Here is a 14,603-nt window from a genome sequence, read left to right as displayed (position 1 = left end):
CCCCGGCCGGTCATCGCTCGGGCAGCTCGACGACGGACTCGTCCAGGGCGAAACCCTCGTACTCGATCTTGAGGGACTGGATCGCGACGGCGTTGGCGTTCGCGTCCATCTCGGGGAGCGCCTGGAACTCGCTGGCCCAGGCCCGCGACAGGTTGAACGCCATCACCGCCGTCCCCTGCATGTTCAGGACCTCGACGCGCACCGACTTGCGGTAGTTCAGCAGCGAGTTGGCCGCGTCCCCCACGGGGTTGTTCACCTGGTTGGCCCATCGGAGGAACTGCCGGTCGTGGGTCAGCCCCGCCTCGAAGGTGATCGGCTCGCACTTGGTGCGGCCGGGCAGCTTGTGGACCATCCCGCCGTCGGCGGCGGCACGCCACTCGATCGCCTCGGTGGTCTTCTTGACCGCCGACATCTTCGACAGCGCGGCGACCACCTGGCCTTCCCACGACACCCGGAACCGGAAGTTCTTGTAGGGGTCGATCCGGTGCGCGTTGACCACGAACATGGGCATCGGTGCGGTCCTCCCGTCACGCCGCGGTCTTCTGGCTGAGGGTGACGATCACGAACTCCGCCGGGCGCAGCGGCGCGAAACCGACCTGGACGTTCACGACTCCGGCCACCTGGTCGTCGGGGGTGGTGGTGTCGGAGTCGCACTTCACGAAGTAGGCGTCCTGACTGGTCGCCCCGGCGAAGGCGCCGTTGCGGAACTGTGCGTCGAGGAACGCGCCGATGGTCTCCCGCAGGGTGGCCCACAGCCGCTCGCCGTTGCTCTCGAACACGGCCCACTGGATGCCGTTGTAGATCGACCGGCGGAGGAAGATCGCCATCCGCCGGACGTTGATGTACCGCCACTCGGAGTTCGTCCGGAGGGTGCGCGCGCCCCACACCACCCGCCCGGCACCGGGCACCGTGCGGAGGGCGTTGAGCCCGTGCGGGTTCATCCGGTCCTGGTCGCGGTCGAGCACGGCGTAGTCCAGACCCACGGCGCCGGCGATGGTCGCCTCGGTGCCGGCCGCGGCCTTCCACACCCCGCGGCGGCCGTCGATGCGGCCGTAGAGGCCGGCCACGTGGCCGGCGGCGGGGATCGTCCGAGTGGGATTCCGGCCCACACCCGCGGGATCGTTGACGACGATCCGGGGCCAGTACAGCCCGACGTGGTCGGTGGCCGTGATCTCGTTCCGGGCAGCGTGCACAGCGTCGCCCACCGGGTCGGTCGCCGCCGCCCGCGAGGCCGGCGCGTCCGCGACGAGGAACAGGTCCCGCTGGGGACGGCGCTCGACGTAGGCGAGGACGGCATTGACCAGCCCGTTGTGCTCGGCGGCCGTGGCCGCGTTGAGCATGCCGTCCGAGCCGCAGACGATGAGCGCCGCGTCGTCGATCCCGTCGAGCCGGGCGAGCGCCTCGCCGTAGTCGCCGGCCTGCAGCGTCGCGTCGCCGCCCGATCCCGTGGACAGGTGGTTGCCGTCGCCCGGTGTGCCGTCGAAGCCGACCCCCGGCAGGTCGTCGTCCGGGGCGTCGGTGTTGGCCGGCCGGTGCACCGGGCCGCGCCAGCTCACGTAGGCCGACCGGGCGAGCTGGTCGACGAGATACTTCTCGTTCGCGGGCTGCGCGGAAAGCCCCTCGAAGTGCTCGACCTCCGAGTGCGCGGCCTCGCCCGGCGCCCGGTAGAACACCACCAGGTCGAAGCGGTCGGGGTCCCCGTCCGCCGCGTCGGTGACGGCAAACCGCACCCGTCGGGCCCATACGCCGGGCGCGGTCGCGACCAGCGTCGCCGGAGGCAACGGACGGGTGATCCGGAGGCGCTGGTCGGCGGCGTTCTGCGGCCGGATGGGCTCGCCCACCCAGGTGATGTCGGGGTCGTCGCGCAGCACGGTCGCGACGTTCCCCGGGTCGTTAGCAATGGCGTTGAGGTTCTCGTAGAGCGGCACCGCCGCCCGGTCGGCGAAGGTCTGACCGCCGTCGGTCGACACCTGGACCGTCAGGTTGAAGGCACCGGGGTCACCGCTGGTGGCGGTGGCGATCTGCAGCCGGATCAGCTCGCCGGCCGCTCCCGCGCGACGGGCGGTGATGTGTGCGGTGGAGGTGCCGTCGGTCACGTCGACACCGGCGAACTGGTTGGCCTCCAGCGCCCGGGTGGCCCGCTCCACCGTGCCGGCCATCAGTCGGAGCACGTAGCCGCGAGGACCGCCGTTGTCGAAGAAGCCCTGGATCGCGTACGGCAGGTACAGGCGGGTGATCGCTCCCGCGGCTGCCGCGTCATCGCGGAAGTGACCACCGAAGAGCCGCTGGTACTGCAGCGGGCTGGACACCGGGGTGGGGTCCAGCGGACCGCGCTCCGTCTCGCCGACGAAGATGGTGACGGCAGTCGGCGCGGCTTCGATCGCCCGCGCTCCGCCCGGCGCCTCGCGGACGTAGACACCCGGGGTCAGTGGCGTCGTCATGGAGCGGTCCTCCCAGGGCACCGTCCCAGCGGACGGGCGAGTACGAACCCGGCAGACTGCGGCCGAGGTCGACCGGTCGACGGCGCCATCCTCCGGACGCCCTGTCACCCGCGCGTCACGACGCCATCACCCGGGCCGTGGGGTCCCGGCGGTGAGCCGGCTCGCGTGGAGGCCGAGCGGATCGCCGGACCGCCGGGCCGAGGTCCTCGGACCTCGGCGTGCCTGCAGGACGGCCCGGACCTGGTTGAGTCGCGCGTCACCCCACGGTGAGCAACGTGGCGCGGGCAGCACCGGGCGGCTGTGCGGCAGGGCCGGCGCCGTCGCGGTGGTCTCCCGCGATCGGGTCAGCCCGTGGGCGTGCGCACGGCGGTGGGGGCCTCCGGGGCGTGCATCGTGAGCCGGCGCGCCCAGTCGGTGATCGCGGACGTCGACCCGCACCCCGGCCGCCGGTCCCACGGCGCCGCCGGAGGCGTCCACCAGCCGGGACCACCTGCTGAACCGCCAGAGCACCGATCTCAGGCTGTCCTGGGCATGATCCTCAGGGACGCCGGCCGGGCGGCGCCTTCCGGCATCCCCGGAACCGGCCCGCCGATCACCACCGGATGTCGTCGACGCCACCCAGCGGCTTCCGCTGTCCGGCCGACTCGGGGAGCGCCGAGGTGTCGGCCGCCCGCAGGACGTCGGCAAAGCGCAGCCCGGTGCGGGACTCGATGTCGGACAGCCACACCTGGAACACGCGGAACTCATCGAGGTCCAGGGCTTCCAGCCGGTCGAGGTCCTGGGTCAGCAGGAAGCCCCGGGCCTTGAGGGCACCCGCCTCGCGGAATGCCAGGACCTTCCAGTACTCCCGCGGGAGCTGCACACCGCGGTAGGCGCGGTCGTCGGCGCCGAGGACGGGGCCGCCGAACACGCTCACCTTCAGGTCCTCGACGTCCACGTCCGCGAAGACGGCATCCTCCAGCCGGCCCCACACGCCGTTGCGTGCGCTCTGGTTGAAGTCGTCGATCTGCGGCGTGATGTTGGTGAAGTAGAACGAATCGCGGTTGGCCCGCCGGGCGACGGGAAGACTGCCCCACACCAGGTCGGCCCGGCGGGCGATGTGGCCCCGGTCGAGGTCGTTGTGCGAGTACAGCTCGTCGCCGACCTGGAGGTGCTCGGCGATCTCCGGGTCCTTGACGAACTTGATGCCCTTGCGGCTGAGCGACTTCAGGGCGCCGCCGTCGATGTTCCACCCGACCCAGAGCGCGAACTGCCGGGACGCGCTCATCTGCAGCGAGAAGTGCATGTGCTCGACCACGGTGTCGCCGTCGACGGTGGCCGCCACGTCGGCGAGGACGGTCGCGCCGGGCACCGGCGCGGTGATCCGGGTGCCGAGGAAGTCCGGGTCGTACCCGAGGGCGACCTCGACGTCCTCCGGCGACGGCGGACGCAGCGCGATCTCGAGCTTCTCGAAGACCGACGACGGGAGGCAGGCCAGTGCGTGCTCGTCCGGGTCGGTGCCGGACTCGCCACCGAAGTGCAGGCCGGCCACCACCCCGGACGGTTGCCCCGCCTCCGTGAACAACCACAGCGCCCCGGAGTCGCCGCCCCGGCTGATCTCGTCGGAGTCCGCCGGGTGCTCCGGATCCGCACCGATCTCGAAGCACCCGATGTTGCGGAGTCCCACGGTGCCGCCGTAGTCCAGCTGCACGATCGTGTCGACCCGTCGGACGATCCCGCGGGTGACCCCCGTGGTGCGGCCGGACTTGACCACCGCGTCCCCCAGTTCCGGGTCGCCCAGTTCGTCGGGCACCACGCTCAGTCCCAGGGGGGTGGCGTCGACGCGCCGACCTTCCACCGTGGCGATCGCGCAGTCCCCCGCGATGCCCAGGTGGGATCGGACCAGCCGACCCAGCCGGTTGTCGCTGGTCCGGTTGTCGTCGTGCGGCCCCGGTTGCACCACGTCATCGCCGATGGCGCCGTCCGGGCCGTGGAGAACGTGCCAGTTGCTGAGCAGGTACTGCGTGCCGTCCCGCCGGCCGTACACGACGCCACCGACGGTGCCGGCGGTGATGCTCGGATGACCCACGCTCGCACCAGGCGCCACGGGGTCGAGGCGGACCTTGCGCCCAACGGTCCGGGGCTCGGCGACCAGCCGGAACGACGGCGCGTAGGTCCGCTCGAGGACGTCGGTCGGCACGGCGACCCCGTCGACGACGATGACCGGTGGCACGGCCACGGTCCCCATCGACTCGAGCTGGTCCGAGCCGGCGACCTTCTTCGCCACGGTGAACTGCACCGAGATGTCCGAGGTCCGGCTGCCCTCGATGGTCTTGTAGCCGATGCCGATCGAGGAGATGTTCGGATCGGCCAGGTAGGCCTCACCGTTCGTCCGGATGAACCGCCGCAGCCGGGCCATCAGGTCCTCGTACGCGGCGGCGCTCATCCGCGTACGGTCGGTCGTCCCGTCGGGTCGCGCGCTGTCTGCATCGCTGGGCATGGGGCCCTCCCTGCATCGCTCGGGTCGGCGGACGCCGTGGGCGGACGGCGAGCGGCCGCCGCCCGTTCCGTGACCTCGGCCCGACCCCTGCCGTGCTGCGGACGCTACGACGCAGCCGCCACCAGGCCGTCACCTCCGCGTCACCGAAGCGCCGCCGGTCAAGACGCCAGGCCGGCCGCGCAGAGCACGATCCAGGCCAGCTCCGGGTGGACGATGTCCGAGTGGGCGCCGGACGGTGGCCGCCCGCGCCGGACGACCTCCGCGACGTCGATGCTCACCAACTCGCCCGCGCCGAAGGAGTACTGCGTTCCCACCGCCTGCATCGGCACCCGGGTCCCCTCGGGCTCATGCCCACCGAATCCGACCGCGCCCCACCGCGCTTGCAGCGCTCCGATCGCGGATGCGTCCTGGCCCCGGGCCAGGGAGGCGAGCGGGTAGAAGGTCCCGAGTGCCTCGTCGAAGCGCGAGTGGCACGCGACCACCGGGCCGGTGACCCGGGACGTGGCGCCGTGCAGCGCCCCGGACCGGGCGAGCTCGAAGGGCAGCCGGCCGGCGAAGGAGAACTGGGAGAAGGCGCCCTGCAGCAGGACGACGCCGCGCACCCGCGGTGCGCCCTCCTCGAGATCCCGCAGGGCGAAGGAGACCAGCCGGGCGCCGAAGCTGTGTCCGATCAGCGTCACGTCGAGACCTCCGGTCAGGAGATCCCGCACCACCGGGCCCAGGCCCCGCTGGCCGACCACGCCGGCGCGCTTCTTCATCTGCCAGTAGGTCGCCTGGCGGGCCAGCTCCTGCACGCCGTGCCACAGCCGTCCGACGTCGGCGGTCAGGCCGGCGACACCGCCGCCCGGCCCGGTGCTGAGGACGCCGAGGTCCTCCATGGCCTGGACGTAGCTCCCGGCGACGTCCCGGGCGTCCCGCCCGGGGGCGGCGGCCCGGGGAACCGGGCCCGCGCCGTCCCCGTCGTCGTCCGTCTGCTTGCTCTCGGCGTTCTGCAGCAGGGTCGCGAGAAGCTCGTGGGCGCGCTGGAGATCAGCCTCGTCAGGCGGCCTGGTTCGCAGCAGCTCCAGCAGCTCCCCCACGGCGCCGGGCTGACCGGGGAACGCGTCCTGGACCGCTGCGGCGGTCTCCTCGTCGGGCGGCGGCGGCGGCGGGAAGCCGGCCATCCCCTCTCCGATGCTCGCCGTGGCGCTGCCCACGGCCAGGTCCGGCAGCAGCGCCGGGTCGGCATCCGGGGCGGGCTCGTCCGCCCACCGTCTCGACGGCCAGAAGACCCCGAGCAGACCGATCCTCCGATCCGGAGGGACGCGTCCGTCGAGCAGTGGCGGGAGCAGACCGAAGAAGCGCTCGTAGAGGCGCCGGGCCATGGCCGAGTCGTTGTTCCACCCGTGGCTGAGGACCAGGACGTCGGTGACGCCCTCGGCGCGCAGATCGGCGCGCACGTCCTCCGCGGCGTCGCCCTCGAGCCCGCCGTCCGCGGCGAACGAGACCTCCCGGAACGGAAGTGCGGCGATGCGCTCCACGGTCCATCTCCTCCTCGCTGGGTGTCACACCGACTGCAGGGCCCTCATGAGATCGAGCAGGCCGGCGCCCTGGAAGTAGTGCTCGCGCCCGAGCGACGTCGCCGACCGGCAGAAGATCTCCTTGACCCGCTCTGGCTGGCCGATGAATTCCGGGCGCACGGAGAGGAACGCCGCCACGGCTCCTGACACGTGGGGCGCGGCCATGCTCGTACCGCTGTCCTCGATGTACAGCGCGACGTGCGGCGCCCGTCCCCCGGCGACCTTGGCCGCGGCCTTCGCGCCCGCCGCGCACGACGCGATCCGCTCCCCCGGCGCCACCAGGTCGGGCTTCGCCCGGCCGTCGCCGGTGGGCCCCTTGGAGGAGAAGTAGGACACGCCATAGGTGTGCGGGCGGTCGCGGTGTGTGGCGCCGACCGTGATCGCACGTTCGGCGTTGCCCGGATCGTTGATCGTCATGCCGACGCCGGTGCTCGTCTGCCGCACGAAGGCGCTCAACCGGCCGTACCCGGTGTTGCCTGCAGCGACGACGACGACCACGCCCGTCCGCACCAGCCGGTCCACCTCCCGGCACAGCGGGCTCTGCCCGCAGGCGAACCACTTGGGGTCGAACTCGTAGCCGACGCTGAGGTTCACGCCGTGGATGCGCATGAGACGGTCGCTGGCCGCGTTGAGCTCCCGGACGTAGCGCAGCGCGGCGATCACCCGGCTGGTCTGCCCGTCCTCCTCCTGCGGCAACGCCTTGAGGCTCACCAAGCGTGCGCGCGGTGCGATGCCGGCGAGGAGCTCACGGGAGAAGCCGCGCTGGTTGGTGGGGCCCGGCAGGTGCTCCTCCGCGTCGGCGAAACGGTCGCGGAGCACCTCGACCCGGATCGCGCTGTCCCCGGGGGGCGCCTGCCCGGCGATGATGCCGGCCACGTGCGTGCCGTGTCCGCGTTCGTCGACCAGCGCGGAGGCGGCCGTGTCGGACCCGGGATGCAGCGACTTGGTGAAGTCGCGGTGCAGGTCCCGGACATCGTCGTGGTCGACCGTCAGGCCGTGGGTGAAGTGGGGGTGCTCCCGGTCGATGCCCGAGTCGACGACGGCCCAGACGATCCCGTCGCCGTAGGCGCTGAAGGCCCGCCGGGCGGCGTCCGCCTTCACCGCGCGCGACGAGGAGTCGACGAGCGGCTGCACGGGGAAGTCCGGCCACACCCGGTGGATGGCCCGGTCGCGGATGGCGGTCGTGCCGGCGGCGTCCCGCTCCACCAGCCGTTGCATGGTGCGCATGGACATCCGCAGGGCCACGGTGTCCTCGGTGAGCCGGCCCGCGCGCACGCGGTCGGCAGACATCTGGGCCTCCTCCCGGGCGATCGTCTCGAGCTGGTGCAACGCCTCGTCCACGCCGCCGCGGTACCGGACGTTGAGCTCGACCAGGACGGGGATGGCCGTGTCGTCGTCCACCGGCAGCCCGATGCGGGCGCGCTCGTCGGGATCGAGCAGCGGGTTCGCCAGCACGCTCGGCCGGACCAGCGCACGGTCCGCGGGCTGCCGGGTGACCGGTGGGCGGTCCTCCGGCGCCTCCAGCCGGTCCTCCGCCTCCTGTCCCACCGACCGCCCCGTCTCGGTCAGCTGCCACCGCCGCCGGTCGGCCCGTACCCACTGAGCTGAGATCAGCCGGCGCAGCGCGACGTAGGTGCGCCGCTCCCACTCCTCCATCTCGCTGGTCGTCGACTCACCCTCCTCCGACCGCACCGGTTCCCGGTCCTCGGGCTGGAGCAGCTCCCCGAAGGTCTCACGTATCCGGCTGATCACCTCCTTCGGTCGGCCTGCCCCCTGATCGCTGCGGAGCAGGGCGATGAGGACGTAGTCACCCAGCCGGTCGATCGAGGTCAGGGCCATCGCCGCGCCTCCTTTCCAGCTGGGGCCGGGAACCGGACGCCGTGGCCGCGTGCGGCCGCGTTCCGCAGAACGGGGACCCGGGCCCGACGGACGCTAGGGATCTGCCGTCACCGCAGCGTCACGCGCCTGTGCTCGCCGGCACCTCCGCCCGTCCCGGCTCACGGGGCCTGCACGAGGCCCAGGCCCCGGTCGGCCACGTCGACATCCGGGGCGAACCCGTGGGTGGACGCGGAGGCGAGCAGCTCGGCGAGGACCGGGCGGACCGACAGCGGGACCGGAGAGGCGGCGATCTCCTCCCACCACAGGGCCGCGACACCCGCGACGTGCGGCGTGGCCATGCTGGTCCCGTTGAGGTCGACCAGGCCGCCCCCCGCCTGCGCCGAGCGCACGCCCACCCCGGGCCCGCTGACCTGCGGGAAGGTGTTGGAGAACCGCGCGACCTGCAGCCCGGCGGGTGTCTCCCCCAGCGCGCCCACCGACACGACGCCCTCAGCGGCAGCCGGGATGGACACCGCGATCTCGTAGTCGGGATCCACATCCCGCTTGCTCTCGTTCCCCGCAGCGGCGACCACGACGGTGCCGGGGACGAAGGCCTCGCGGCTCTTGGCTACGCCCATCAGGGCGTCGAACATGCGCAGGTTCGCGCGGTACGCCTCGAGGGCGAGCGAGGTAGCGAGGTCGGCGGGCCACTGCTGTTGCACCAGCTGGTCCACGAGCCCGGGGAAGTCGAAGCCCAGCGACATCGAGATGACGTGGGCCCCGTTCTGCAACGCCCACTGGATGCCGCTGAAGATCATGTTCGAGTCGCCGGACCCGTCGTCCCCCAGGACCTTGCCGATCAGCGCGGTCTCCACGCCCGGGGCGACACCGATCCGCAGGCCGTCGACGTCCCGGCCGAAGATCGTTCCGGCGCAGTGGGTGCCGTGCCCCTGCCTGTCCCCGTCGCCGCTGCCCGAGAAGTCCTGCTGCACCAGCTGGACACCGGAGAACGCCGGGTGCGTGGAATCGATGCCGGTGTCCAGGACCGCTACGGTGACCCCCGTTCCGGTCCGGGACGACCGGTCGGCACCGACAGCCGACACTCCCCAGGTCCTGGACGCCGAGTCGTCCGCCACCCGCCCGTCGACGCCGTCCTGGTCGACCGGGCGCACCAGGCGGGTGGGCATGACCGGGGCGAGCGCCCGCACCTCCGGGTCGCGGCCGAGCGCGCGCACGTCGGCCTTGTCCAGCCGCTCGACGTCGATCCGCACTCCCGCGGTGCCCAGCTGGGTCTCCTCGATGCTGGCCGCACCGCCGCCGAAGGGTTCTCCTGTCGCACCGGCCCCGAGGTCGCGCAGGATGGTGTACGTACGCATGGACTCCTCCAGGACTCGACGACCGCGACGGCCGGCGATCGTGGCGCCGCCGGTGATCGCCAGCATGTGCCCCAGCCGTCACACCGGCGTCACCGCTGGGCCGGTGATGGGCACCGGGTGCATGCGCGCCTGTCGGCAGGCGCCGGCACGGTGTCACTCGGGCGCGGGCTCCTGCCGGAGGAGCTCGTCGAGCCAATGGCCCACCGCACCGAGCACGTCATCGGGCGACGAGGCCAACGCAACGGTCCGGCCGCTCTCCTGTCCGTCGGCGCCGACCGCGATCAGTCGGGCGCGAAACTGCTCGGCCCCGTGCTCGATCCACACCCGCATGAGAAGTGCTGCGCTCCGGTCGTCGGCCACGGCCACCCCTCGCTCCGGTCATCACGCGCCGTCGACCTCCGCCATGGAGCCGCCGACTGTGGGGATCATGATCCAGGGTGACGAAGCGTGGACGCAGTCCCCGACCGGATGAACCTCGACGCGTCAGCCGTACACGCAGCGTGGCGAGGGGGCGCCGCCTCTCGCGGGGCGACGCGGAGCAGACCTGTCGGCCGCCTCTCATGCACGGCCGGTCACCGGCACATGAGCTGCCACCTTGCGGTCCCCACCTCGTCAGCGCGGCCCCGTGTGGCCGTGTGGCGCCGGAACAGGCAGGACGCCCCGTGCCGCCCGCCCGCCGGCGATGAGGCAGTCCTCACCGCACGCGCGGGGCAGGTGAGGCCCGTGACGCGACGGTGACGGCCGGATCACGGTCTGCGCCGAAGATCGGTCACGTTGATCCGGCGCACGCAGGGGACGACGATGCCAGGCGACGTGGAGCCCGCGGGACGGTCTTTCCGACGTCCGAGCACGGCCGGAACGTGGCCGTGATCCGGTCCATCGGATTCGGGACCGCGCAACTACGCCCCGGCACCACCAGGGTCGCGCTACGGCCGGGTGAGACCCTGACCGTCGGTCTCGGGGCGTCGGCGACGTCGCCGGACGAGCTCGCCGACGCACAGGGCTGGGTGTACACGAACTACGGCTCACCGGACCCGGCGGACTTCACCAGGGTGGCCATGACGCCGGTCGCGCCTACCGACGGCCACCATCGTGCGTTCGAGGCAACGCTCCCGGCCGCAACCGTCGGGACCTACATCGCGACGGCGTTCGTCGAGGTCGACGGCGTCCGGCACTGGGCCCAGGACCACGCGCCGGCTGATCCTGGCAGAGACGAGCACAACCTCAGCAACCGGCTCGTCTTCCGGGTGTCCCACCCCGACATCCACCGTCTGCTGGTCCGCCAGGTCCCGCTGGACAAGGCCAACGCCCGGTCCGACAGCACCGACATCTCCACGATCGAGGACATGCTCGACGGACCTGGGTACACCCTGGCCAGGATCGCCGAGGAGGGCGTGACCTGCATCTGGGTCCAGGTGCCCTACCGCCTCGACGTCTGGAACAGGCTGCCCGCCGTCGACGACGCCGGCAGCGACTACGCCAGTACCGACTGGTTCTCCATCGACCCGGAGCTGTCCCGCGAGGGGCGGCTGGTCCCCCCGTGGGACCTGGACCGCCAGCGCCAGCTCGCCAACGCGAGCATGCGGCGCTTCGTGGACGCAGCCCACGACCTCGGCATGCAGGTCCTCTTCGAGATCGCACCGAACCACGTCGGGCACAACTTCATCTTCCGGGACGCCTTCGACGCCGACGGGTTGCTGCACATCCGCCGCCGCGATTACCAGCAGGTCGTGACCGACGCCGGCCAGCTCGCCGAGGTGGCCGGGCGGCTGGCCGCGCCGGACATCGACGAGCCGGTCAAGGACTACGCCGAATACATGCTCCCGCAGCTGTACGCGACCCGGCGCCCGGACGGCACCTATGACCCGGCGGGGGCGTCCAGCGTCCAGGAGACGTACTCGCCGGACTGGTACGGCGTGTGGGCGGACACCAAGCACCTCAACCACGGCGGCCACGCCGGCCAGCGCATCTGGTACCCCCGGACGACGCAGAACCTCCGGGTGCTGGCCTACATCGGCCGCGCCATGCTGTGGGCGGTCACCGAGCTCGGCGCCGACGGCTTCCGCGTCGACCACACCTGGGGCATGCCGTACCACTTCTTCGAGCAGACCCTGCCGTGGGTCGAGGCGCAGATGCGCAGGAGCCGTGGCGATGACGCCTACCTGGTCTTGGCCCACGAGGACCACGACCGGAAGGACTACTCGGCACGTGTCGGGGACGTCGTGCAGTCCAAGGGCTACGAGGCCCTGCTGCACGCGCTCGCCCACCAGGACGTGGAGGCGGTCTGGCGTCTGTACGACAACCCGTTCTTCACCGCCGAGTTCAGCGGTACCGGGAACCACGACGAGGTCCGCGGGTCCACCTTCTTCGGCGGCGACCTGCTTGCCTACGGCAACGCCGTTCTGACCATGCTGCTCATGGGTGGTCCCATGACCATGCTCGCGGGCGACGAGCTCGCCGAAGCACAGCAGCTTCGGTTCAAGGCCCGGGGTGGCATCCCCACCCTGTGGCAGCTGCGCACCGGTGAACTCCCGGCGGCGAACCGGACGCTGGCCGCATGGGTCGCGCGCGCCGGGCGCCTGCGGACACGGCACCCTGCCCTCGCGGGCACGGCTCGCGAGCGCCTGCACCCACGGACGTCTGCCGGTGCGCAGGGGATCATCGCCTGCACGCGGACCGGGCCGGCTGACGACGGTCCGCCGCTCGTCGTCGTGGGCAACCTCGGCCGCATCGGCTGGGCGACCGCCACGTACGGCACCGGGCCAACCCTCGGCGGGTGGCTGGCGCAGGTGCCGGACGCCTTCTACCAGGTCCGTGACCTCGTCGGCCTGGACCCCGACCGGCCCCTGTGGAACCGGCCCATCTCCGGGGCCGCACTGCTCGGCGACGGGCTCAGCATCGGCCTGCAGCCCTACCAGATCCAGGGGCTGGAGCTCGTCCGACTTCCGTAGGACCACAGGACGCGAGGTCGACAGCCATGGCGTTGCCCCAGCACCACGTCTGGCCCGGGACCCCGATGGGCGCCACGCTCGCCGGCACGGGGGCGACGATTCGTCTGTGGGCGCCGCGCGCCCGCGCGGTCCACGTCTGCTACCACGGCCACTGGGCGCCGGTCGAGGACAACCGGCTGTCCCGGGGGCCCGCCGGCCACTGGACCGGGTTCGTCGACGGGTTGAGGGACGGCTCGCAGTACAAGTTGTGGGTGGTCGGTGACGGCAGCACCGGCTTCAAGCGGGACCCGCGAGCTCGCGAGCTCACACCGGATCCGGTTCCCCTCGCCAACGGCATCGTCCGTGATCCGGGGTCCTACCCCTGGCACGACGCGGGCTTCCGACCACCGGCCTTCCACGAGCTGGTGATCTACCAGTTGCACGTCGGTTCGATGTCGGTGACGCCAGGGCACGACGTCGGCACGTTCCTCGACGTGCTGGGCCGGCTCGACCACCTCCTGGCCCTGGGCGTCAACGCACTGCAGCTCCTGCCGGTCGCGGAGTTCCCGACGTCCACCAGCCTGGGCTACAACGGCACCGACCTCTACTCCCCCGAGCAGCGCTACGCGGTCCAGGACCCTGCAGCACTGGAGAGCGCTCGGGACCTGGTCAACCGGTACCTGACGCGGGGCGGTCGCTCCGGCCTGACGACCGGGCAGTTGCAGGGCGGCGCCAACCAGCTCAAGGCGCTGGTGGACGTGTGCCACCTCCACGGCCTCGCCGTCCTGGTCGACGTCGTCTACAACCACGCCGGTCCCGGATTCGACGACGAGAGCCTGTACTTCCTGGATCGCGCGCCCGCCGGCGACAACAACAACAGCCTCTACTTCACCGACCAGGGCTGGGTGGGCGGCCTCGTCTTCGCGTACTGGAACGGTGACGTCCGCCAGTTCCTCATCGACAACGCCGTGCTGCTCGCCACGGAGTTCCACGTCGACGGCTTCCGGTACGACGCCATGGATGTGGCCGTGCACCAGAGCGGCGACGGCTGGGGGTTCTGCCAGGACCTGACCAGCACCGTCCGGTTCGTCAAGCCGGAGGCCGTCCAGGTCGCGGAGTACTGGCCCGTGGACCCGCGGGCGGTCAGGAGCACGCTGGAGCAGGGTGCCGGCTTCGACGCCTGTTGGGACGACGGGTTGCGGGACGCGGTGCGTGCGGCGGTCGCCCAGGCCTCCGCAGGCAGGGACGCCGCGGTCGACATGGACCGGGTCGCCCGGAATCTGCGTCGGCCCGGCGGCATGCGGGACGCGTGGCGCTCGGTCCGCTACATCGAGAGCCACGACGAGGTGCGGCCGGACCGCGGACCACGGGTCCCGGTGCTCGCGGACAGCAGCGACCCGCGTTCCTGGTACGCCCGGAGCCGGTCACGAGTCGCGACGGGGCTGCTCCTCACGGCGCCGGGAATCCCGATGCTGTTCATGGGTCAGGAGATGCTGGAGGCCACGCCCTGGACGGACGACGTGAACAGGGCGGGGAACGTGCTCTCGTGGGCGCGGCTCGACTCCGGCGACGAGGTCGTCACCGACTTCCTGGTCTTCGTGCAGGAGCTGCTGCGGATACGGCGGGACCATCCCGGCCTGCGCGGGGAGGGGATCAACGTGTTCCACGTCCACCAGGACGGTCGGGTGATCGCTTTCCACAGGTGGGTGGAGGGCGCCGGCGACGATGTCGTCGTCCTCGCCAGCCTCAGCGAGACCACTCGGACCGGCTACCGGATCGGCATGCCACGGCCGGGCCGGTGGGCCGAGGTCTTCAACAGCGACGTCTACGACAACTGGATCAACCCGCACGTCGCGGGTAACGCCGGGTCCGTCTGGGCCGACGGCGCCGGGATGCACGGGATGCCGGCCGCGGCCACGGTCACCATCCCGCCGAACGCGATCGTGCTCTTCACCGCCGCGTGAGCTGGTCGAACGGGGCTCCCCGCTGTCCCCGTGGGC

Annotated in this window: 9 protein-coding genes; 2 read left to right on the top strand and 7 right to left on the bottom strand. The window is 72.1% G+C overall.

Annotated elements, in window-relative coordinates; translation table 11 throughout:
- Positions 1–10: 10 nt before the first annotated feature.
- The 7 genes from BMW62_RS04285 to BMW62_RS04255 all read right to left on the bottom strand — a co-directional run bounded on the left by BMW62_RS04285 (position 11) and on the right by BMW62_RS04255 (position 10,033).
- Entirely contained in the window at positions 11–511 is a 501-nt protein-coding gene (locus BMW62_RS04285; RefSeq protein WP_091929596.1) for a phage tail protein, read from the bottom strand.
- A 16-nt stretch (positions 512–527) separates the two neighbouring features.
- Positions 528–2,441: a phage tail sheath family protein gene (locus tag BMW62_RS04280; RefSeq protein WP_091929595.1), complete on the bottom strand. Its 1,914-nt coding sequence runs from the start codon at positions 2,439–2,441 to the stop codon at positions 528–530.
- 592 nt (positions 2,442–3,033) lie between these two features.
- Positions 3,034–4,866: a DNA/RNA non-specific endonuclease gene (locus BMW62_RS04275; protein WP_091929594.1), complete on the bottom strand. Its 1,833-nt coding sequence runs from the start codon at positions 4,864–4,866 to the stop codon at positions 3,034–3,036.
- A 212-nt stretch (positions 4,867–5,078) separates the two neighbouring features.
- Complete coding sequence (locus BMW62_RS04270) at positions 5,079–6,440, bottom strand: hypothetical protein (RefSeq protein WP_091929593.1); 1,362 nt, start codon at positions 6,438–6,440, stop codon at positions 5,079–5,081.
- Positions 6,441–6,464: 24 nt separating this feature from the next.
- Positions 6,465–8,318 carry a S8 family serine peptidase gene (locus tag BMW62_RS04265; RefSeq protein ID WP_211434972.1) on the bottom strand — a complete coding sequence of 618 codons (1,854 nt, stop codon included), beginning with the start codon at positions 8,316–8,318 and terminating at the stop codon, positions 6,465–6,467.
- A gap of 158 nt (positions 8,319–8,476) precedes the next feature.
- On the bottom strand, positions 8,477–9,673 hold the full coding sequence (locus BMW62_RS04260; RefSeq protein ID WP_091929676.1) for a S8 family peptidase: 1,197 nt from the start codon (positions 9,671–9,673) through the stop codon (positions 8,477–8,479).
- A 153-nt stretch (positions 9,674–9,826) separates the two neighbouring features.
- Positions 9,827–10,033, bottom strand: coding sequence for a hypothetical protein (locus tag BMW62_RS04255; protein ID WP_244523828.1), 207 nt, complete (start codon positions 10,031–10,033; stop codon positions 9,827–9,829).
- 506 nt (positions 10,034–10,539) lie between these two features.
- Here BMW62_RS04255 and BMW62_RS04250 point away from each other — a divergent pair.
- Together BMW62_RS04250 and BMW62_RS04245 are read left to right on the top strand one after the other, a co-directional pair.
- Complete coding sequence (locus tag BMW62_RS04250; protein WP_139206188.1) at positions 10,540–12,624, top strand: alpha-amylase family protein; 2,085 nt, start codon at positions 10,540–10,542, stop codon at positions 12,622–12,624.
- 26 nt (positions 12,625–12,650) lie between these two features.
- A complete protein-coding gene (locus tag BMW62_RS04245) occupies positions 12,651–14,567 on the top strand; it encodes an alpha amylase C-terminal domain-containing protein (protein ID WP_091929590.1) in 1,917 nt (638 codons plus the stop codon).
- The last annotated feature ends 36 nt before the right edge of the window (positions 14,568–14,603 follow it).

Source organism: Blastococcus sp. DSM 46786 (assembly GCF_900109665.1).
Classification (GTDB): domain Bacteria; phylum Actinomycetota; class Actinomycetes; order Mycobacteriales; family Geodermatophilaceae; genus Blastococcus; species Blastococcus carthaginiensis.
This window is presented reverse-complemented; position numbering and strand designations above follow the sequence as displayed.

Coding starts and splice junctions, on each gene's coding strand:
- BMW62_RS04265 (WP_211434972.1), bottom strand. CDS start 8,318: ATGGCCCTGACCTCGATCGACCGGCTGGGTGACTACGTCCTCATCGCC.
- BMW62_RS04245 (WP_091929590.1), top strand. CDS start 12,651: ATGGCGTTGCCCCAGCACCACGTCTGGCCCGGGACCCCGATGGGCGCC.
- BMW62_RS04285 (WP_091929596.1), bottom strand. CDS start 511: ATGCCCATGTTCGTGGTCAACGCGCACCGGATCGACCCCTACAAGAAC.
- BMW62_RS04260 (WP_091929676.1), bottom strand. CDS start 9,673: ATGCGTACGTACACCATCCTGCGCGACCTCGGGGCCGGTGCGACAGGA.
- BMW62_RS04275 (WP_091929594.1), bottom strand. CDS start 4,866: ATGAGCGCCGCCGCGTACGAGGACCTGATGGCCCGGCTGCGGCGGTTC.
- BMW62_RS04280 (WP_091929595.1), bottom strand. CDS start 2,441: ATGACGACGCCACTGACCCCGGGTGTCTACGTCCGCGAGGCGCCGGGC.